The sequence below is a fragment of the Microbacterium maritypicum genome, assembly GCF_008868125.1.
Taxonomy (GTDB): Bacteria; Actinomycetota; Actinomycetes; order Actinomycetales; family Microbacteriaceae; genus Microbacterium; species Microbacterium maritypicum.
In genome coordinates this window covers 516,112-535,857 of record NZ_WAAQ01000001.1, presented here as the reverse complement: position 1 = coordinate 535,857, position 19,746 = coordinate 516,112, and the positions used below count along the sequence as shown (strand labels likewise).

The following is a 19,746-nucleotide window of genomic DNA, read 5'->3' as shown; positions in this document are numbered from 1 at the left end:
ACTCTACGCACCGCACTCGCGGCTCCCTCAGCGGGAGACGGCGACGAGAGAGATCGTTCCCGTGCTGCGCGCGGTGCTCCTGTGGACTTCGACGGCCTGCAGCACCGGCTTCCATGTCTTGCGCCGCACCCGCCGCTGCGCGACCGCGGTGTCCATTCCGAGGATCGCGAGCCACCCCATCCCGATGGTGGTCGCGACGAGTTCGAGGATGCTCCCGATGTCGGTGCGGAACTGCAGGAGCGAGAGGATGCCGCCGGCCGCCGCGATCGCTGCGGTGGAGACACCGGCGCCGAGCGAAAGCACCCGCAGCCGCCGTCGACCCTCCACGAACGAGACCTGGAGCATCGCGAAGGCGGTGAGCGCGAAGGCGAGAACGGCGACGGTCGTGTGCACGAGGTCCTGCCACGTGAACGCGGGCCCGACCGGCAGCGGGCATCCGGTCGTGCACGTGACCTGCGAGGCCACCAGGAACAGCGACGACGCCATCGCCACCGAGAACGACGGCGACCAGACGCTCAGCCACGGCACCGTGGAGCGCAGCCCGCGCGCGGCCCAGGCCACAGCGAAGCCCCCGACGACGAGCAGGAGCAGCGCGAGTTCGAACCATCCGGCGGTCGGCTCGCCGTCTGCGCCGAGACCACTCACGTACAGGACCCGATCGATGCTCAACCTGGCGATCCCGATGATGCTCAGCGCGACGGCGACGAGCACGCTTCCGACGATCGAGGCGATGACGCGCAACGCGGTTCCTGCGGGATGGGAGACGGTGTTTCCGGTGGGCATAGGGAGACGGTATGAGCGCAGGCCGCCCCGTCGCGTCGGCCCGAAGTGCCCACTGCGCCGGGGCGTCGTACTGCGGTACGACGCCCCGGCGCAGGTGGCCTGCTCTGCCGGACAGACCTCGGCGACCTCGATGAAGGTGTCGAGGTCGCCCTCCGCCGACATCGTCACGACCCCGATGTCCCCGGCCTGCACGAAGATGGAGGGATGAGCGATGTGCTCGACCGCTTCACCCCCGCGACGCAGGACTGGTTCCGGGGTGCCTTTCCCGCGCCCACTCCCGCTCAGGCGGGCGCGTGGGACGCGATCTCCGCAGGCAAGCACGCCCTCGTGGTGGCCCCGACCGGCTCGGGCAAGACGCTCTCGGCCTTCCTGTGGGCGATCGACAGCGTGTTCCGCGAGCGCATGGCGGAGACCTCCGCGCCTGCGAAGGGCGAGCCGCGCACGCGCATCCTCTACATCTCCCCGCTGAAGGCGCTCGGCGTCGACGTCGAGCGCAACCTCCGCTCCCCGCTCATCGGCATCGGGCAGTCGGCGAGACGGCTCGGAGTGCCCTCGCCTGCGGTGACGGTCGGCGTGCGATCGGGCGACACGACCTCGAGCGACCGGCGCAAGCTCGTGTCAGATCCGCCCGACATCCTCATCACGACCCCCGAGTCGCTCTACCTCATGCTCACGAGCCGGGCGGGCGAGACCCTGCGCGGGGTGCACACCGTGATCATCGACGAGGTGCACGCCGTCGCCGCCACCAAGCGCGGCGCACACCTCGCCGTGAGTCTCGAGCGTCTCGACGCCCTGCGCCGCGCGAACGGCATCGAGAAGCCGGCGCAGCGCATCGGGCTCTCGGCCACGGTGCGTCCGATCGACGAGGTCGCGCGGTTCCTCGGCGGGTCGGCTCCGGTCGAGATCGTCGCACCTCCCGCATCCAAGACCTTCGAGCTCGGCGTGGTCGTGCCGATGGACGACATGACCAACCCGCCGCCCCCTCCCGGTGTGCCGGGGGACGCGGCCGATGCCGAATACTCCGAGGTCACCGGATCCGTCTGGCCGCATGTCGAGGAGGCGATCGTCGACCGCATCCTGCAGAACAACTCGACGATCGTGTTCGCCAACTCCCGCCGGCTCGCCGAGCGCCTGACGGGCCGACTGAACGAGATCTACTCCGAGCGCATCGGCATCGAGCTGCCGGCGGCGACCATACCCGCCGCCATGATGGCGCAGGCCGGAGCCACCGCGGGCGCCGATCCCGTGCTCGCGAAGGCGCACCACGGGTCGGTCTCGAAGGAGCAGAGGGCTCAGGTCGAAGAGGAGCTGAAGTCGGGGGTGCTGCGCTGCGTCGTGGCGACGAGCAGTCTCGAACTCGGCATCGACATGGGTGCGGTCGATCTCGTGATCCAGGTCGAGGCGCCCCCGTCCGCCGCTTCGGGCCTGCAGCGCGTCGGCCGCGCCGGGCACCAGGTGGGCGAGATCAGTCGCGCCGCGCTCTTCCCGAAGCATCGCGGCGACGTGCTGCACACCGCGATCGTGACCGAGCGGATGCTGGCGGGCAAGATCGAGGCCATCCAGGTGCCACGCAACCCGCTCGACATCCTGGCCCAGCAGACGGTCGCGGCGAGCGCGCTCGGCGCCATCGGCGTGGAGGAGTGGTTCGAGACGGTCCGCCGGTCGGCGCCCTTCCAGGCCCTTCCGCGTTCGGCCTACGAGGCGACTCTCGATCTGCTCGCCGGGCGCTTCCCCTCCGACGAGTTCGCGGAGCTGCGGCCGCGACTGGTGTGGGATCGCGACGCCGGCACCTTGACCGGACGCCCCGGTGCGCAGCGCATCGCGGTGACCAGTGGCGGCACGATCCCCGACCGCGGCCTGTTCGGGGTCTTCGTCGCCGGCGAGACGACCGGAGCACGCGTGGGCGAGCTCGACGAGGAGATGGTCTACGAGTCTCGGGTGGGAGATGTGTTCACGCTCGGCACGACGAGCTGGCGGATCGCTGAGATCACCCACGACCGCGTCAACGTGATCCCCGCCTACGGCCAGCCGGGCAAGGTGCCGTTCTGGCACGGCGACGGCATCGGCCGACCGTTCGAACTCGGCGAGGCGCTGGGCGCGTTCTCCCGCGAGGTGTCGGCGGCCACCCCCGAGAAGGCGGCGCAGCGACTCATCGATGCCGGGCTCGACGAGCAGGCACGGGCGAACCTCATGGCCCACCTGACCGAGCAGCGCGAGGCGACGGGCACGCTGCCCACCGACCGCACCCTGACGGTCGAGCGGGGACGCGACGAGGTCGGCGACTGGCGCGTCATCCTGCATTCCCCGTACGGGATGAAGGTGCATGCCCCCTGGGCGCTGGCGATCAACGCGCGGGTGCGCGAGCGTCTCGGCGTCGAGGGGTCGGCGGTCGCGAGCGACGACGGCATCATCGTGCGCATCCCCGACGCCGAGGCCGAGCCGCCCGGCGCCGAGCTGTTCGTGTTCGACCCCGACGAGCTGGAACACCTGGTCACCGAGGAGGTGGGCGGTTCCGCCCTGTTCGCCTCCCGGTTCCGCGAGTGCGCGGCGCGCGCGCTGCTCATGCCGCGCATGAACCCGAACAAGCGCACGCCGCTGTGGCAGCAGCGGCAGCGGTCGGCGCAACTGCTCGAGGTGGCCAGACGTCATCCGACGTTCCCGGTGATCCTGGAGACGCTGCGCGAGGTGCTGCAGGACGTCTACGACCTCCCCTCGCTGCGCACACTCGCGACGTCGATCGCGGATCGCCGCATCCGCCTGGTCGAGACCGAGCCCGGGCAGCCGTCGCCCTATGCCCGCGACCTGCTGTTCGGCTACGTGGGCGCGTTCATGTACGAGGGCGACTCCCCTCTCGCCGAGCGCCGAGCGGCCGCGCTCTCGGTCGACCCCGCGCTGCTGGGCGAGCTGCTGGGCACGGTCGAGCTGCGCGAACTGCTCGACCCCGATGTGATCGCCCAGTTCGAGCGCGAGGCCCAGCGTCTCGACCCCGATCGCCGGGCACGCGGGCTCGAGGGCGTCGCCGACCTGCTGCGGATGCTCGGGCCGCTCGACGCCGACGAGGTGGCCGCGCGCCTCGACCCCGAGTCGATGGCCGACGCCTCGGCCGGAGCGCTGCTCGACGAGCTGATCACCGCGCGCCGGGCGATCCCCGTCACGATCGCCGGCACGAGCCGCGTCGCCGCGATCGAGGATGCGGGGCGTCTGCGCGATGCGCTGGGAGCGGCGCTGCCCACCGGCATCCCTGTGGCGTTCCTCGAACCCGTCGCCGATCCCCTCGGCGACCTCGTCGCCCGGCATGCCCGCACGCACGGCCCGTTCACCACGGATGCCGTCGCCACGCGGTTCGGACTCGGCGCCGCCGTCGCCCGGCACACGCTGCAACGCCTCGAGACCGCAGGCCGGATCACGAGCGGGTACTTCCTGCCCGAGGCGGCCGGCAGCGCAGACGCCATCGAATGGTGCGACGCCGAGGTGCTGCGCCGCCTTCGGATGCGCTCGCTCGCCGCGATCCGCGGATCGGTCGAGCCCGTCTCCCCCGAGGCCTATGCCCGATTCCTGCCGGACTGGCAGCACATCGGACGACCGCTCGAAGGCGTCGACGGCGTGCTCACCGTGATCGAGCAGTTCGCGGGCGTGCCGATCCCCGCGAGCGCGTGGGAGTCGCTCGTGCTCCCCTCCCGGGTGCGCGACTACTCGCCCGCGATGCTCGACGAGCTGACGGCCGCCGGAGAGGTCATCTGGTCAGGCCACGGCACGCTGCCGGGGCGCGACGGCTGGGTGTCGCTGCATCCGGCAGACCTCGCGCCCTTCACCCTGCCGGAGCGCGACGCCGAGATCGCGTCCGATTCCCTGGAGTCGCGCATCCTCGTCGCCCTCGACGTGGGCGGTGCCTACTTCGCCGGGCAGTTGAAAGAGATGGCGGCGGCCGAGAACGAGCAGTCCGTGCTCGAGGCGCTGTGGTCGCTGACGTGGTCGGGCCACGTCACCAACGACACGTTCGCCCCGATCCGCTCCCTTCTCGCGGGCGGCTCGCAGGCGCACAAGGTCAAACGCCGCGCTCCCCGTGCCCGCACCTACCGTGGCGTGTCCTTCACGGGTGCCGCAGCTCCCCGGCCGCCCTCGATCGGCGGGCGCTGGTCGCTGCTGCCTGCACTCGAGACCGATCCCGCCCGCCGGGCGACCGTCACCGCCGGGCTCCTGCTCGACCGCTACGGCGTCGTCACCCGCGGCGCCGTGCAGGCCGAGGGCGTTCCCGGTGGCTTCGCCCAGGCCTACCGGGTGCTCGCCGGTTTCGAGGAAGCCGGCCACTGCCGCCGCGGCTACGTGATCGAGAAGCTGGGAGCCGCGCAGTTCGCCGCCTCCGGAACGGTCGATCGTCTGCGCACCTACGCCGGACTCGCCGACCCGCCTCCCCGCAAGGCCGTGACCCTCGCGGCGACCGATCCCGCGAACCCCTACGGTGCCGCGCTCGGCTGGCCCAAGCTCGACGGGGTGTCGCACCGCCCCGGGCGCAAGGCGGGCGCTCTGGTCGTGCTCGTCGACGGCACCCTCGTGCTCTCCCTCGAACGCGGCGGCCGCACGGTGCTGTCGTTCAGCGACGACCCCGAGGTGCTGCGCGCCGCAGCCGCCGACCTCGCGACCACCGCGCGCAGTCGCCGCCTCGACACCCTGACCGTCGAGAAGATCAACGGCGTGGGCGTCTACGGCACGGAACTCGCCCTCGCCCTGCAGGAGGCCGGCTTCGTGGCGACTCCGCGCGGGTACACGCTCCGCAAGGCCGTCTGAGCGATGCACCTACGCTGGAAGCCATGATCCGAGAGTTCGCGACCGGCATCCGCACCCTGCTGCGCGGGTTCGGGCTGTGGCGCACCAGGCCCGGTCTCATGATGCTCGGGCTGATCCCCGCGATCATCGCCGTGGTCGTGCTCGCGGCCGCCCTCATCCCACTGGTGCTCAGCATGCCATCGCTGTCCGTCTGGCTGACCCCGTTCGCCGAGGGATGGTTCGAGCCGTGGAGGGGTCTGCTGCGCGCCGCCGTGGGCCTCGTGATCGTGGCGGCCGCACTCGCGCTCGCCAGCGTCGTCTTCAGCGCCCTGACCCTGACCATCGGCGACCCCTTCTACCAGCGCATCTGGCACGCGGTCGAGGTCGACCTGGGCGAGGCGCCTCCGGCGGACGGCGGCAGCTTCTGGACAACGCTCGGCGAGGGGCTCCGGCTGATCCTGCTCGGCATCCTGATCGCGATCCTCGTGCTCCTGATCGGCCTCATCCCGGCGGTCGGCGGGTTCCTCGGCGCCATCTCCGGTGTGGTGCTCACCGGTCGGCTGCTCGCCCGCGAGCTCACGGGGCGCGCCTTCGACGCGCGCGAGCTCAGCCCGGCCGATCGCGCCGCCCTGTTCTCGGGCAGCCGGGCGCGGGTCCTCGGTTTCGGCGTCGCGACCCAGCTCTGCTTCCTGATCCCCGGCGGCGCGGTCGCGATCATGCCCGCCGCCGTCGCCGGCAGCACCATGCTCGCGCGGGACATGCTCGCCCGCACGGGCGCCACCGCACCGAGCCTGCCGGCGACCCCGCCACCACCCGCAGCACCGCAGGCACCGCACCCGCCCCACGCGCCCCTCGGAGCGCCCTGATGCCCGAGGGCGACACCGTCTTCCGCACCGCACGGCGCCTCGACGAGGCCCTGTCGGGTGCGGAGGTCACCCGATTCGACCTCCGGGTCCCCCGGTTCGCGACCCTCGATCTGACCGGGCAGCCGGTGCACGGTGCACTCGCGCGCGGCAAGCACCTGCTGCTGCGTGTGGGCGACAGCACACTGCATTCGCATCTGCGCATGGACGGGGCCTGGTTCGTCTACCGACCCGGCGAGAAGTGGCGTCACCCGGCCTTCAAGGTGCGCGCGATCGTCGGCACGGCGCACCGCGAAGCCGTCGGCGTGGACATCGCCGAGATCGAGGTCGTCCCCACCCGGGACGAAGACCAGCTCGTCGGCCACCTGGGTCCGGATCCCCTCGCCGCCGACTGGGATGCGGCAGAGGCGGTCCGGCGCCTCGGGGCCGACACCCGCAGCATCCATGTCGCCCTCCTCGATCAGCGCAACGTCGCGGGATTCGGAAACGAGTACGCCGCAGAACTCCTGTTCCTGCGGGGAATCCTGCCGACGACGCCGACGCCGGAGGTCGATGTCGCCGCCCTCCTCGACCTCGGCGTGCGCACGATCCGGGCGAACCGCGATCGCGCCGACCGTACGTTCACCGGCGTCAATCGCGGCGGCCAGACCACCTGGGTGTACGGCCGCGCCGGACGCCCGTGCCGACGCTGCGGCACCCTCATCAGGCGCGGTGAGCAGGGCGCAGATCCGACCCGAGAGCGCGTCACCTTCTGGTGCCCGTCCTGTCAACGCTGACAACATCCATCCGCGGGAATGAATCCGACCTCGCCGTGGTTGTTGGTATATCCGGAGAACTCCGGAGCACGGGAGGAATCGTGGGCAAGAACTACGTCGACATCGAGAACGACCAGGGCGCGACGCTGCGGTACCGCAAGCACGCGAACGGCCGGGGTCTCGTCGCGCATGGCGCGAAGGTGCACCCGAAGGCGCATATCGAGGCGGGTGCCTATATCGAACCGGGAGCGCGCGTCGGCGCCGGCGCGACAATCGCGCGCGGCGCCTGGATCGACGAAGACGCAGTGATCGGCGAGGGCGCGTTCGTGGACGCGCACGCGCACGTCGGCCACGGCGCGGCGATTGGCGATCACGCCTACGTGGGCGTGCGCACCGACATCGGCGCCGGGGCGCGCATCGTGCGCGGCGCGAGGATCGGCGACGACGAGACGGTTGCCGCCGGGCTCACCATCGCGACGGATCAGAAGGGTCTGTGGCTCGCCGCCTGAGGAATCCGAGCGCAGAGCCGGGTCACAGCAGGCGCCGCTCCGAGGCCCAGGCCGTGAGCTCGTGACGCGACGACAGCTGCAGCTTCCGCAGCACGGATGACACGTGCGTCTCGACCGTCTTGATCGAGATGAACAGCTCGGATGCGACCTCCTTGTACGCGTAGCCGCGGGCGATGAGGCGCATGACCTCCTGCTCGCGCGCCGAGAGCCGGTCGAGTTCGTCGGTCGCCGTCGCTGTCTCACCGGCCACCGCACCGAACGCGTCCAGCACGAAGCCGGCGAGCCGCGGAGAGAACACCGCATCCCCGTCGGCCACTGCGCGCACCGCGCTGCTGACCTCCACACCCGACGACCCCTTGGTGATGTAGCCCCTGGCGCCGGCGCGGATCACGCGCACGACATCGGCCGCCGCGTCCGACACGCTCAGGGCGAGGAACCGGGCGGCGGTGGGAGACGAGCCGCGGATCACGGCCTCGCCTCCGGCCGCATCGTCTCCGCTACCCCCTGGCAGGTGCACGTCGAGGAGCACGACATCGGGCTGCGTCTCGCCGATCACCGCGATCGCGGACGGCACGTCGGCGGCCTCTCCGACCACGTCGACGCTCGCGTCGAGGTCGGCGCGCAGCCCGGAGCGGAAGATCGAGTGGTCGTCGACGATCACGACCCGGATGCTGTCAGCCATGGTTCTCCTCCCGGGAAGAGGTCGGGCGCGGCGCCGGTCGATCCTGGAGCACGCTCGTGGTGATGCGAAGGCGCACCTCGGTGCCGTTCCCATCGCTGCGGACCTCTCCGGTGCCGCCCGCACGGCGCATGCGGCCGATGATCGACTCCCGCACCCCCAGGCGATCGCTGGGCACGTCGTCGAGTCGGAATCCCGCCCCCCGATCGCGGATGAAAACGTCCACCCCCGAGGCGCTTCCCTCGATGTACACGGAGATCTCGCCACCCGCGTGCCGGGCCGCGTTCAGGATCGCCTCCCGCGCCGCCGCGGCGAGCTCCCCGCTCGCCCGCTCGGTCGACAGCCCGGCCGAGACGACGTCGATGCGCACGGGGTAGTCGAGTTCGAGCGCTCCCGCATAGTCGCGCAGATCGGTCGGAAGATCACTGTCGGCGGGGGCATCGCCGTCGTACAACCAGGCACGCAGCTCGCGCTCCTGCGCCCTGGCAAGCCGCGCGGCTTCGCTGGAGGCCCCCGCCCTGTTCTGGATCAGCGCCAGTGTCTGCAGCACCGAGTCGTGCAGGTGGGCGGCCATCTGACTGCGCTGCTCCTCGCGGATGCGGCGCACCCGCTCACCCGACAGCTCCCGCCACCGCGGGATCAGCGTCGACGACACCACGGCGGCGAGCCCGACCAGTGGGAGGAGCACCAGCGCCACACCCGACCGCGCCACCGGCCAGGACAGCAGAACCGTGACCAGCAGGGCGAGCAGCAGGATCGAGAGGATCCGGATGCTCAGGGTGTGCCGGGGCCCGCGCGCGGTGTCGGTGCGATCTATGAGCGTGGCCCAGAGACCGGCACCCGTCGCGAAGGCCACGGTGCCGCCGACGACGACGGCCGCGGTGCCGGGCGGGATCGATCCGCTTAGCCAGTCGCTGCCTCCTCGCCAGACGAGGACGACGAGCATCCCGACCGCGGCAGGGGCGAGCAGCAGCCAGGCCACCGGCATCCGTCTGGTCGGCGCGCTCTCGCCCTCCGCCCAGGGCGTGAACATCCAGCACCATGCATAGAGGAGGATGCCGGCGCCGCCGCACAGCGTGAGGGCGATGAACAGCGCCCGCACCAACGACACCCGCACACCGAGATGGCGGGCGAGCCCCGTGCTGACGCCGGCCACCAGGCACTCACGATCCCGGGTCAGCGGCGGGCGCGGTGGAGCGGCCACGCGCGGGGGCCGCGCAGGAGCGTGCGCCGAAGAGGACATGGGGCAATCCAATCACCCGCGCGCCCGCTCGGGGTGCTCCCCTGCCCAGAATCAGGGGCCGCTCAGGGGTTCCCCCCATGGCAGGCATCCCCCTGCGGCCGCCAGGATCGAAGCATGACGATTCCGACTGCGCCCCCGCCCCCTGCCGAACCCGCCGCTCCGGCCGGTGGCGCTGAGGGCACAGATATCCCGCGCGGCGCCGATCGCTTCCTGCTCTGGGTCGCCGGTCTCGGCGTCGCCCGCTCCGAGGGCTGGCTGGGCGGGGTCGCCGCTGGCATCGCCGCGCGCCTGCGCATCGACCCGCTGATCGTGCGGGGGGTGCTCGTGGTCGCCGCACTGTTCGGATTGCCGGTGATCTTCCTCTACGCCGCCGCCTGGGCGCTGCTGCCCGACGTCGACGGACGGGTGCACGTGCGCGACCTGCTGCGCCGCGACTACCAGCCCGTGCAGTGGGGCATCCTGGCGATGGCCGTCATCGGCCTGTTCCCCACGGCTCCGCTCGCGGGCCGCCTGTTCGGACTCGGATACGACGGCTGGTCGGCTCTCTCCCTCATCAGCTGGATCCTCGGGCTCGTGCTCGTCGCCAGCCTGCTCTTCCTGATCGTGCGTGCTGCCAGCCGCACCCCGGGTGCTTCCGCGCCGGATCTGCCGGTGGCTTCCGCAGATCAGGCGGCCCCGGCCGCATCCGCCCCCCTCGCCGGTTCGGGTACCGCCGAGGGGGCGGATGCCACTCTCCCGATCGAGGCAGACGCCGCGGCCGACACCGTCGCGGAGCCTGCGGCACCGGATGCCTCGCTCGCCCTCACCCCGCCCGCACCGCCGGTTCCGCTGCCGCCCGGTTCTCAAGACCCTGCGGCCCTCGAGGCCTGGCGCGCTCAGCACGCCGCCTGGAAGGAGCAGGACCAGGCATGGCGGCGCCAGCAGCAGGATGTCGAACGGGCTGCCCGTGACCAGCTGCGCCGCGAGCGCCAGGCCGAGGCCGCGGTGTTCGCCGCAGAGGCGGCCGAGCGCCGTCGCATCCGCCGGGCATCGAACCCGCGGGCGGGCTTCGCTTTCGCCGCGACCATGATCGGTCTCGCCATCATCACGGGTGCCGCCGTCGGTCTCGTCACCGGCGGTGAGTCCCTCGGCGGAGCGCTGGGACTACTCGCCGCCGCACTCATCCTCGCGCTCGGCATGATCGTCGCCGGAGCGTTCCGTCGCCGCAGCGGCTTCCTGGCCTTCGTCACCGTGCTCACGCTGATGGGCGGACTGGTGGCCGGTGCATTCTCGACCCTTCAGGGCTTCACGCTCGGCTGGGCGTCGATCTCCAACAACCGGGCGGAGCACATCCGTCAGCCGTTCGGAGACCTCTATCTCTCGCTGAACCAGCATGACGGCGCGCCCCGGCCGATCGTGATCGAGAAGGGTTCCGGCACCACCGAGATCTACGTCGATGCGGGAGTGGAGCTCGAGCTTCGCGCGACGCTCGACACCGGGACGGCGCACTGGACGCGGGTGGAGGGTGAGACCGCGACCATCATCGACAGCGGCGTCTGGTCCTTCGAGGACCGCGGCGGCGAGTCCGTCATCGTCCAGGACATCTCCTCGGACCGTGTGTCTGCGACCACCGTCCAGCCCGTCACCATCGATCAGACCAGTGGTGCCATCAACGTCACCATCTACGAGCCCGTGAAGGAAGACCAGTGATGAGCACGCCCACGATCATCGAACCGGCCACCCCGCCCCGCACCCGCTGGGCCGCCATCATCTGGGGCCTCCTGTTCTCCTCCGTCGCGGCGAGCGCCCTCTGGATGCTCGCCGACGACGACCGACGCGAGACCCTCGCAGACGGGCTGTTGGCCCTGACCCCGACCACCGTCAACATGATCGTCGTGTTGACGATCGGTGTGCTGCTGCTCGTCGGCGGAGCCGTCGGGCTGATCCGCCGCGCCCAGCGCACGCTCGCTGCCACGGCACCGGCGCCGCTGCACGAGGTGCCGGAACCGCTCGCCGAGTAACCTTGACCCCATGGCGAATCAGGGAAGACGGCCCGCGAAGGGCGCAAGCAGGGGCACGCCTGTGCGCCGGAACAAGGCCGCCCCCGCCGAGCGATTCCCCCCACAGAAGCCGAAGAAGCCGACCGCCAAGGTCGTCTTCGACGCTCCTCAGCCGGAGCCGGAAGCGCCGCGCACCTTCCGTCTGGGCGCGGTGCCAGGGGCGACACCCGGCAAGTGGATCGATGCGTGGAAGCAGCGGATGCCACGAGTGCCGCTCGAGCTCGTTCCGATCGAGGCCGCTACACAGCGGGCCGCGCTCGACGGGGTCGACGCGGCGCTGGTGCGTCTGCCGCTCACCGACGATGCTCTGCACATCATCCCCCTGTACGACGAGCTCCCCGTCGTCGTCGCCGCGGTCGATTCGCACCTGATGGCGGCCGCTGAGCTCACGGGCTCCGACCTCGAGGGCGAAGTCCTGATCGGGCTGACCGACGACGTGCTCGGCCCGCTCGATCTCCCCGGGACCCTCCCGGCGACCTTCGCCGCACTGCCGACCGGCGAGGCTGTCGCGACGGCGGCATCCGGAGTCGGCATCGTGGTCGTCCCGATGTCCCTCGCCCGCCTGCACCACCGCAAAGACGCCGACCACCGCGTCCTCACGGACGGACCGACATCGACGGTCGCTCTGGTCTGGCCGCGCGAGCGCACCACGCCCGACGTCGAGACCTTCGTCGGCATCGTCCGCGGTCGCACGACCAACTCCTCGCGGTGACCGCGTCGGCCCGGCCTCGCGCGATCGTTAGAATCTCCTGATGGCCTCGCTTCTCTACGTCTGCGTGCGGCCCGAGATCGGGGCGGCGGATGCCGAGCATGCCTCTTTCCGCCGGGCCCTCGGTGTCGACGTGGTCGACCGGCTCGATCTGCTGCAGACGCCGCTGCACATCGAGCGTCTCCGGGGGTACCGCGGCGTCGTGGTCGGGGGCTCGCCGTTCAACGTCTCCGACACGGTGAAGTCCGCGGAGCAGCTGCGGGTCGAAGCCGACCTCCGCACGCTGGCGGACGCGGCGATGGCGGCCGAGATCGCGGTGTTCTTCACCTGCTTCAGCATCGGCGTGGTCACCCGCATGCTCGGGGGCGAGGTCGTGACCGACACCCCTGAACCCGCGAGCGCCACCGTGATCGACACGACCGCAGCCGGTGCAGCCGACCCCGTGTTCGGCCCCAGCGGCTCGGCTCTCACGGTCTTCACGGCGCACAAGGAAAGCGCAGCGAGCACCCCTCCCGGTGCCGTGCTGCTGGCGACGAACGAGACCTGTCCGGTGCAGGCCTACCGCGTGGGCACGCACCTGTACGCGGCGCAGTTCCACCCCGAGCCCACTCCGCGCGACTTCGCCGACCGCATGACGTTCTACCGCACCACCGGCTACTTCGACCCCGACGAGTTCGACGCGGTGCAGCAGCAGGTGCTCGCGGCATCGGTGACCGAGGGCGCAGCGCTCCTGCGCCGCTTCGCCGAGACCTTCGCCTGAGTCGGGGAACCCGCGTCAGCTCGCGGTCGCGTCCCGCAGCAGCGCCACACGCTCGCGCAGATATGCCTCCAGCGGCATGAAACCGCCCGCGGTGCTCCAGCGCACGGACGGCACCCCGTCGATCAGGGCGAGCGGCCCGGAGGAGCCTCCGGCATCCACCCCGTCGACGTCGATGACGCTCCACCCCACGTGCACGACCTCACCCTCGCCGAAGCCACCGCGCAGTGCCTCGGCTCGGCGCTCGGCACGCTCCCTGGCCGACTCCGCGGTGTAGCCGCGGCGCCCGGGGTCGGCCGCGCGCAGCACCTCCGCCGTCGCCAGCGCGTGCGTCTCTGTCAGCAGCAGCACGCCCAGGTGCCAGGCGTCTCCGACCCGCACGATGCGACGCCCGCGCCACCGGGAATCGCGCTGCTCGCCGAGTCCCTCCTTCGGGGTGTCCTGCAGATCCTTCACGGCCTGGGTCAAGAGTGCGGATGCGGTGGTCACAGTTCTCCCTGCGTGGACTCGGCGGCCCGCTCCGGCCCGACGACCTCCGCGCGGTCGCCGCGGAGAGTCATGCCGATGAGCGGATACAGCAGCACCGACAGCATGCCGGCGCCGACCAGCGCCGCGGCCGTGCCGCTGTCGATCATGTCCTGGTCGACACCGATCGCCGTCACGGCGACGATGATCGGCAGACCGGTCGCGGCGAGGAGCCCGAGGGCCACGCGATCGCGAGCACTCGCTCCGGGCGGGGCCGACAGCTGCGCCGCCGATCCGCGGATCACGAGCAGGGCGATCAGGAAGATCGGCACCAGAGCCAGCGCCGACGGCGATGTGAGCAGCGCCTGCAGGTCGAACGTGACACCCGTGTAGAGGAAGAAGATCGGCACGAGGAATCCGAAGGCGATCGCCTCGATCTTGCTCTCGACCTCTTCCGCATCCTTCTTCGGCGCGCGCGCCATGATGATGCGCCAGATCGCGCCGGCCACGAACGCTCCCAGCAGCATGTCGAGGTCAAGCATGACGCTGAGCCCCACGAGGGCGGCGATGAGGAGGATCACGAAGCGCACGCCGAACTGATCGGAGGTGTGCAGGGTGGCGCGGACGATACGGTGCAGCCGTCCGTGCGACACGCGCGTGGCCAACAGCACGGCGAGACCGGCGAGCACGACGAAGGTCAGGAGCACAGCGGTGGCGATCGGAGTGGTCCGCGTGCTCAGGAAGATCGAGATCGCGATGAGCGGCAGGAACTCGCCGACCGCACCGATCGCGCTGATCGCACGACCGAAGGGCGAGTCGAGCTCTCGGGCGTCGCGCAGGATCGGCATCAGCGTTCCCAGCGCCGTCGAGCTGAGGGCGATCCCGATCACCACCATCCCCTCACCCGGCGCGAAGAAGAAACCCAGGCCGATGCCCAGCATCACGCTGAGCAGCCACCCGAGCGATGCCCGGGCGAGCGGCTTGCCCGCGACCTTCGTGAAGTCGATCTCGGTGCCCGCGACGAAGAACAGCAGCGCCAGGCCGAAGTCGCTGAGCTTCTCCAGCAGCGGTCCCGTCTCGACCCAGCCGAGAACCGCGGGACCGATGAGGATGCCGAGAACGAGCTCGAACACCACGATCGGCACCCGGACCACCGGCCGCACGCCACGGGCGAGCAGGGGTGCGGCGACAGCCAGCAGGGGCACCAGCACCAGGCCGAGGTCGCTCGCTTCCATGCTCTCAGGGTAGGTGAGGCGGCCGTCGCGCGGGTGCAGGGCATCGCGCGGTGCTCTCGCGATTCGCCCGCTCGGCGCATCCACGGCAGAATCGATGCACACCCTCGAGGAGTCCCCATGTCTCAGCCCGATACCGCCCGCCTGCTTATCGCCTGCGACGATCAGCCCGGCATCGTCGCCGCCGTCGCCGGCGTGCTCGCTCAGCACGGGGCGAACATCATCTCCCTCGACCAGCACTCGACGGACTCCGAGGGCGGACGCTTCTTCCAGCGCACCGTCATCCACCTCGACGGGCTCTCGGCCGCGCGCCCCGCGCTCGAAGCCGACATCGCCGGCGTCGCCGAGCGCTTCGGCATGGAGTGGTCGCTGCACGACGTGGCCCGGCGCAAGCGCGTCGCGATCTTCGTCTCGAAGTACGACCACTGCCTGATGGAGCTGCTGTGGCGCACTCAGCGCGGGCAGCTCGACATCGACATCACGATGGTCGTCTCCAACCACCCCGACCTGGCCGAGGCCGTCCGGTCGTTCGGCGTGCCGTTCGTGCACATCCCCTCCGGCGACAAGGCCGCCATGGAGGAGCGCCAGCTGGAGCTGCTGCGCGGCAACGTCGATCTCGTCGTGCTCGCGCGCTACATGCAGATCCTCACCGACGACTTCATCACCCGGCTCGAGGCCCCGGTGATCAACATCCACCACTCGTTCCTGCCCGCGTTCATCGGTGCGAACCCGTATGCGCGGGCCAAGGATCGCGGCGTCAAGCTGATCGGTGCGACCGCGCACTACGCGACGGCCGACCTCGACGAGGGGCCGATCATCGAGCAGGACGTCACGCGCGTGACCCACTCCGAGTCGGCCGCCGAGCTGCAGAGCCGCGGCGCCGACGTCGAGCGTCTGGTGCTCGCGCGCGCCGTGCAGTGGCATGCCGAGGATCGCGTGATCGTGCACGGCAAGTCCACGGTCATCCTCTAGAGGAGCGAGCGTACCGCCTCGCGAACACAGAGAATCCTCAGCGGGGCCGCGTCAGGATCGGGCACCGATCACGTCGACCGCGAGCCCGTGGGAAGCAGCTGCGAGGCGTCTGTCGTTCGTCCACAGTTCGGTGCAGCCCGCGATCTGAGCCGCAGCGAGATGCACGGCATCTGGCGTCTTCAACTCGAAATCCGCCCGGAGTTCCGCGGAACGGATGAAGACCGTCGCGTCCAGCGTTACTTCTTCGAGGTGTTCGAACATCGCGAGGTAGCGGTCGCGCAGCTCGGGATTGCGCCCGCGCAGCGGGCCGACCACGCACTCCTGAAGCGCCAGAGGGCTCGAGGCCACCGCGACGTCCACTTCTCGGAGTGCGTTTCGGACGGCGTCACCCCGAGGCCCGTCGTCTTCGATGGCGTAGATCAGGATGCAGGAATCGAGGTAGATCATTCCCAGGCGTCTCGGCTTTCCGCGATCTGCGCGTCGAGCTCGGCGGCCGAACGGGCCAGCCGCCCGGGCAACGGGTCGCGCTCGAGCCACTCGACGAGGAGCCGCCCGCTGCGGACGAGATCGACCGGCCCGATCGGGACGAGCTTCGCTACCGGCTTCCCCCGCTTGGTGATGACGACGTCTTCGCCCGCCTGAGAGTCCGCGATCAGCCTCGAGAGACTGTTGCGCGCGTCGAGAACATTGTGACTGCTCATATGTCCATGTTAGCCAGAAACCTGGCTATGTAGCACTCGATGATACTTCGCCACCAGGAAGGCTCTTCCCCGTCTCGTTCGTCGATGAGCATCAGGGAGCGACTGGAGCCCCCGCGACCAGTTCGGCGAACACGTCCGCGGCGGCCTCATGGCGCACAAGTGGCGCGCCCTGCCCCATCCACAGCGACTGCAGCGCGCCCAGGTTCTGCTCCCCCGCCGCAGCGCGGAACCGACCCGTGAGCCAGTTCTGCATCGGGAACGGCGCGATCGTGCCGCTGGCTTCGATGGCGCGCACGACGCGGTTGCGCGCGCCACGGGCCAGACGCCCGCTCATCGCCCGCGTGAGCACGGTCTCGTCGGCAGCGGTCGAGCGGATCGCGTCGCGGTGCGCCTGGTTGGTCGCCGACTCCGAGGCGGCGAGGAAGGCCGTCCCGACCTGCACGCCCGCGGCCCCGAGAGCGAACGCCGCGGCCACACCGCGTCGATCGGCGATGCCTCCGGCCGCGATCACGGGCACGTCCACCGCATCGACGACCTGCGGGATCAGGGCGAAGGTCCCGACGAGCGACTCCTCGGCAGGGCGCAGGAAGGACACCCGATGCCCGCCGGCCTCCGCCCCGGTCGCGACCACGGCATCCACTCCCGCTGCGGCGAGCGCGACCGCCTCGGCCACGGTGGTCGCCGTGCCGACGATCCGGATACCGCGATGGTGCGCCTCTCGGACCACATCGGCGGACGGCACCCCGAACACCACGCTCAGCACCGTGGGCTCGATCTCCCAGATCGCGTCGAGCTGCTCCTCCAGGGCGGGGGTGTAGCGCTCCGGTCTGCTCGGCACGTCGAGACCCACGGCCTCGTAGAAGGGTTGCAGCGCCTGGGCGAACACCGTGTGCTGCGGGTTGGGGTCGACCTCGTCGCCCGTGGGAAGCCAGATGTTCACCGCGAACGGCCGATCGGTCGCCGCACGCAGCTCGGCTCCGGTCGCGCGGATGCGGTCGCCCTCGTAGCCGTACAGGCCGAATGAGCCCAGTCCGCCGGCGTTGCTCACCGCCGCGGTGAGCGCGGTCGAGGAGAGCCCGCCGAACGGGCCGAGGATGATCGGATGCTCGATCCCGAGCAGGGCGCGAAGGTCACTCATGCTTCGACGTTACGCCCGCGCCGCACCCCCGGGGTCGACCGTGACGGGTCCGACCTGCAGACCCCGGTGATACCCTCGCTGCAGGAGGGAGAGCGCACATGAGCGAGTGGTTCGGGCAGATGCTGAGCTTCGTCGCGACCGCGCTCGGGCTCGTCTCGATGCCCGATGCGGCAGCTCTCGGCCTCGCGATCGCGGTGCTCGCGGTCACGGCCCTCACGCTCGCGATCGTGCTGAGCGTGCGCCCCGAAGCCACCGCAGACGCCCCGCATCCGCTGCGGGCGATCGACATCGGCACCCTCCTCACGCAGAGCGATCCTGATGCCGCAGGCCACCCACGGCCTCGGGCGCCGGGAGTCGCGAGCGCCGCGTAGTCCGTTCACACGACGGGATCACGCGGCCTTCGCCGACCCTTCCCGACGCCACGAACGGACTCTTGCATGGACATCTTCGCCTTTCCCCCTCTCGCCGCCCTCCTCGACGCCGCCTACGGCGCCCTGACCGGACTCTCCGACCTGCTCACCCCTCTCGCCGGAGCCTCGGCCGCCGCCCTCGCCGTCATGCTCGTCACCCTGCTGGTGCGGGCGCTGCTCATCCCCGTCGGCATCTCCCAGGCCAAGGCCGAGCAGACCAGGGCGCGCCTCGCGCCGAAGCTGCGCGAGCTCCAGCGCCGCCACAAGAAGAACCCCGAGCGTCTGCAGAAGGAGACGATGGCGCTGTACCGCGCCGAGAACACCTCGCCGTTCGCGGGGATGCTCCCGGTGCTGGCGCAGGCCCCCGTCGTCGGCATCCTGTACACGCTGTTCCTGCGCCCGGAGATCGCGGGACACGCGAACGAGCTGCTCGCGCACGACCTGTTCGGCGCACCTCTGGGCACGAGTCTGATCGCGGCGCTCTTCGGCGGCACGGCGACTGCGGCCACGTTCCTCGTCTTCGGGGTGCTCCTGGCGGTGATGATCGCGGCCGCAGAGGTCACCCGCCGTATGTTCCGCCCGACACCGGTCGACGCCGACGATTCCCCGCTGAACTCCCCCGTCATGCTGCGCGTCGTCTCGGCGATGCACTACGTGACCGCGGTCTTCGCCGTGTTCGTGCCGCTCGCCGCCGCGCTGTACCTCACCGTCACGGTGGTCTGGACGCTCGTGCAGCGCATCATCCTGCGTCGGCGGTTCCCGCTGCCGACCCCGGTGGTCAGTCGGGCAGCGGTATCGGCGCGGTGAAGGGGCCGGAGGGACCTCCGTCGCGGCGGTCCCTCCGCACACCGAGCGTGGTCCCCACGCTCGCGGCGATCACGAGGGCGATGGCCAGCAGTCGCAGCGGGGTCGCATCCTGCCCGAGGATGAGCCATCCGGCGAGGGTGGCGAAGGCGGGCTCGAGGCTCAGCAGCACGCCGAACACCCGTTGCGGCAGACGGCGCAGCGCCGCGAGCTCGAAGCTGTAGGGGATCACCGACGACAGCACCGCGGTGATCGCCGCGAGCAGCAGGAGCTGCGGATCCATCGCCACCGTCGATGCGGCCGGGATGCCGACCGGGATGAGCAGCACCGCGGCGACCACGAGCCCCATGGCCAGGCCGCTGCTGCCGGGGATGAGCGCGCCGACGCGGGCGCTCATCCGGATGTACATGGCCCAGAAGCCGGCGGCGATGAGGATGAACACCACCCCGAGCGGGTCGAGCGGTTCGGCGCCGATCAGGCCGTCGATGCCCAGCACGACCATGCCGAGCAGGGCCACGCCGACCCAGGTGAAGTCCGAGAGCTTCCGGGTGAGCACGGCGGCGAGCACCAGTGGCCCGAGGAACTCGATCGCGACGGCCGGCCCCAGGGGGATGCGATCGATCGCGGCGTAGAAGAAGCCGTTCATCGCGGCGAGGGAGACGCCGAAGAGCACGGCGGCCAACCACTGCGGGCGGGTCCACTTCCGCGGCCGCGGCCGCACGATGACGACCAGCAGGACCGCGGCGATCGCGACGCGCAGCGAGGTCACACCCCAGGGCCCCAGAACCGGGAACAGCTGAGCGGCGACCGCGGCCCCGAAGGGAAGAGAGAGGCAGGAGCCGATGACGAGTGCGACCCCCACGAGGGGGCTGGACGCGGCGGGCTTCTGCACCAGACAAGCTTAGGCGGCGGCCCCTATCCGG

The 19,746-nt window shown here is 71.1% G+C and carries 20 protein-coding genes; 11 read left to right on the top strand and 9 right to left on the bottom strand.

The genetic code is table 11. From position 1 onward, the window contains the following. Positions 1 to 27: 27 nt before the first annotated feature. Positions 28 to 783 carry a DUF998 domain-containing protein gene (locus F6W70_RS02600; RefSeq protein ID WP_318278780.1) on the bottom strand — a complete coding sequence of 252 codons (756 nt, stop codon included), beginning with the start codon at positions 781 to 783 and terminating at the stop codon, positions 28 to 30. Positions 784 to 987: 204 nt separating this feature from the next. Between F6W70_RS02600 and F6W70_RS02595 the strand changes: the two genes are divergently transcribed. The 4 genes from F6W70_RS02595 to F6W70_RS02580 all read left to right on the top strand — a co-directional run bounded on the left by F6W70_RS02595 (position 988) and on the right by F6W70_RS02580 (position 7,674). Beyond that, positions 988 to 5,568 carry an ATP-dependent helicase gene (locus F6W70_RS02595; protein WP_151485849.1) on the top strand — a complete coding sequence of 1,527 codons (4,581 nt, stop codon included), beginning with the start codon at positions 988 to 990 and terminating at the stop codon, positions 5,566 to 5,568. Positions 5,569 to 5,591: 23 nt separating this feature from the next. Beyond that, complete coding sequence (locus F6W70_RS02590) at positions 5,592 to 6,413, top strand: EI24 domain-containing protein (RefSeq protein WP_151485848.1); 822 nt, start codon at positions 5,592 to 5,594, stop codon at positions 6,411 to 6,413. After that, on the top strand, positions 6,413 to 7,186 hold the full coding sequence (locus F6W70_RS02585) for a DNA-formamidopyrimidine glycosylase family protein (RefSeq protein ID WP_151485847.1): 774 nt from the start codon (positions 6,413 to 6,415) through the stop codon (positions 7,184 to 7,186). The genes F6W70_RS02590 and F6W70_RS02585 overlap by 1 nt, the downstream gene beginning before the upstream one ends. Before the next feature lie 80 nt (positions 7,187 to 7,266). Further along, the gene (locus F6W70_RS02580) at positions 7,267 to 7,674 is read left to right on the top strand and encodes a DapH/DapD/GlmU-related protein (protein ID WP_017829277.1); all 408 of its coding nucleotides are present in this window, start codon (positions 7,267 to 7,269) and stop codon (positions 7,672 to 7,674) included. A gap of 22 nt (positions 7,675 to 7,696) precedes the next feature. On the opposite strand, the gene F6W70_RS02575 is transcribed toward F6W70_RS02580, so the two are convergent. Both F6W70_RS02575 and F6W70_RS02570 read right to left on the bottom strand, forming a co-directional pair. After that, positions 7,697 to 8,356: a LuxR C-terminal-related transcriptional regulator gene (locus F6W70_RS02575; protein WP_055865721.1), complete on the bottom strand. Its 660-nt coding sequence runs from the start codon at positions 8,354 to 8,356 to the stop codon at positions 7,697 to 7,699. After that, on the bottom strand, positions 8,349 to 9,596 hold the full coding sequence (locus F6W70_RS02570; protein ID WP_151485846.1) for an ATP-binding protein: 1,248 nt from the start codon (positions 9,594 to 9,596) through the stop codon (positions 8,349 to 8,351). The genes F6W70_RS02575 and F6W70_RS02570 overlap by 8 nt, the downstream gene beginning before the upstream one ends. A gap of 114 nt (positions 9,597 to 9,710) precedes the next feature. Between F6W70_RS02570 and F6W70_RS02565 the strand changes: the two genes are divergently transcribed. The 4 genes from F6W70_RS02565 (at position 9,711) to F6W70_RS02550 (ending at position 13,104) form a co-directional block, all read left to right on the top strand. Beyond that, positions 9,711 to 11,285 (top strand): PspC domain-containing protein, encoded by a 1,575-nt coding sequence (locus F6W70_RS02565; protein ID WP_170287845.1) that lies wholly within the window; start codon positions 9,711 to 9,713, stop codon positions 11,283 to 11,285. Further along, the gene (locus tag F6W70_RS02560; protein WP_055874257.1) at positions 11,285 to 11,596 is read left to right on the top strand and encodes a hypothetical protein; all 312 of its coding nucleotides are present in this window, start codon (positions 11,285 to 11,287) and stop codon (positions 11,594 to 11,596) included. Before F6W70_RS02565 ends, F6W70_RS02560 begins: the two co-directional genes overlap by 1 nt. Before the next feature lie 61 nt (positions 11,597 to 11,657). After that, a complete protein-coding gene (locus tag F6W70_RS02555) occupies positions 11,658 to 12,347 on the top strand; it encodes a substrate-binding domain-containing protein (protein ID WP_151485844.1) in 690 nt (229 codons plus the stop codon). 40 nt (positions 12,348 to 12,387) lie between these two features. Further along, on the top strand, positions 12,388 to 13,104 hold the full coding sequence (locus F6W70_RS02550; protein ID WP_055865736.1) for a glutamine amidotransferase-related protein: 717 nt from the start codon (positions 12,388 to 12,390) through the stop codon (positions 13,102 to 13,104). A 15-nt stretch (positions 13,105 to 13,119) separates the two neighbouring features. Here F6W70_RS02550 and F6W70_RS02545 read toward each other — a convergent pair whose 3' ends face one another. Together F6W70_RS02545 and F6W70_RS02540 are read right to left on the bottom strand one after the other, a co-directional pair. Then, positions 13,120 to 13,590 (bottom strand): glutaminase, encoded by a 471-nt coding sequence (locus F6W70_RS02545; RefSeq protein ID WP_151485843.1) that lies wholly within the window; start codon positions 13,588 to 13,590, stop codon positions 13,120 to 13,122. Beyond that, positions 13,587 to 14,801, bottom strand: coding sequence for a cation:proton antiporter (locus tag F6W70_RS02540; protein WP_151485842.1), 1,215 nt, complete (start codon positions 14,799 to 14,801; stop codon positions 13,587 to 13,589). Before F6W70_RS02540 ends, F6W70_RS02545 begins: the two co-directional genes overlap by 4 nt. 117 nt (positions 14,802 to 14,918) lie before the next feature. Here F6W70_RS02540 and purU point away from each other — a divergent pair, with 117 nt between their 5' ends. Then, positions 14,919 to 15,770: a formyltetrahydrofolate deformylase gene (gene purU, locus F6W70_RS02535; protein WP_017829285.1), complete on the top strand. Its 852-nt coding sequence runs from the start codon at positions 14,919 to 14,921 to the stop codon at positions 15,768 to 15,770. 51 nt (positions 15,771 to 15,821) lie between these two features. Here the strand turns inward: purU and F6W70_RS02530 are convergent, their stop codons facing one another. The 3 genes from F6W70_RS02530 to F6W70_RS02520 all read right to left on the bottom strand — a co-directional run bounded on the left by F6W70_RS02530 (position 15,822) and on the right by F6W70_RS02520 (position 17,609). Beyond that, entirely contained in the window at positions 15,822 to 16,217 is a 396-nt protein-coding gene (locus tag F6W70_RS02530; protein WP_151485841.1) for a type II toxin-antitoxin system VapC family toxin, read from the bottom strand. Next, positions 16,214 to 16,471: a type II toxin-antitoxin system Phd/YefM family antitoxin gene (locus F6W70_RS02525; RefSeq protein ID WP_017829287.1), complete on the bottom strand. Its 258-nt coding sequence runs from the start codon at positions 16,469 to 16,471 to the stop codon at positions 16,214 to 16,216. The genes F6W70_RS02530 and F6W70_RS02525 overlap by 4 nt, the downstream gene beginning before the upstream one ends. Before the next feature lie 91 nt (positions 16,472 to 16,562). Further along, the gene (locus F6W70_RS02520) at positions 16,563 to 17,609 is read right to left on the bottom strand and encodes an NAD(P)H-dependent flavin oxidoreductase (protein ID WP_151485840.1); all 1,047 of its coding nucleotides are present in this window, start codon (positions 17,607 to 17,609) and stop codon (positions 16,563 to 16,565) included. 98 nt (positions 17,610 to 17,707) lie between these two features. Between F6W70_RS02520 and F6W70_RS02515 the strand changes: the two genes are divergently transcribed. Together F6W70_RS02515 and F6W70_RS02510 are read left to right on the top strand one after the other, a co-directional pair. Continuing rightward, entirely contained in the window at positions 17,708 to 17,980 is a 273-nt protein-coding gene (locus tag F6W70_RS02515) for a DUF6412 domain-containing protein (RefSeq protein ID WP_055874279.1), read from the top strand. A 66-nt stretch (positions 17,981 to 18,046) separates the two neighbouring features. Continuing rightward, positions 18,047 to 18,826: a YidC/Oxa1 family membrane protein insertase gene (locus F6W70_RS02510; RefSeq protein ID WP_151485839.1), complete on the top strand. Its 780-nt coding sequence runs from the start codon at positions 18,047 to 18,049 to the stop codon at positions 18,824 to 18,826. Here the strand turns inward: F6W70_RS02510 and F6W70_RS02505 are convergent. Then, positions 18,798 to 19,715, bottom strand: a complete 918-nt coding sequence (locus tag F6W70_RS02505; protein ID WP_055865756.1) for an EamA family transporter — start codon at positions 19,713 to 19,715, stop codon at positions 18,798 to 18,800. The genes F6W70_RS02510 and F6W70_RS02505 overlap by 29 nt on opposite strands. Between the last annotated feature and the right edge of the window lie 31 nt (positions 19,716 to 19,746).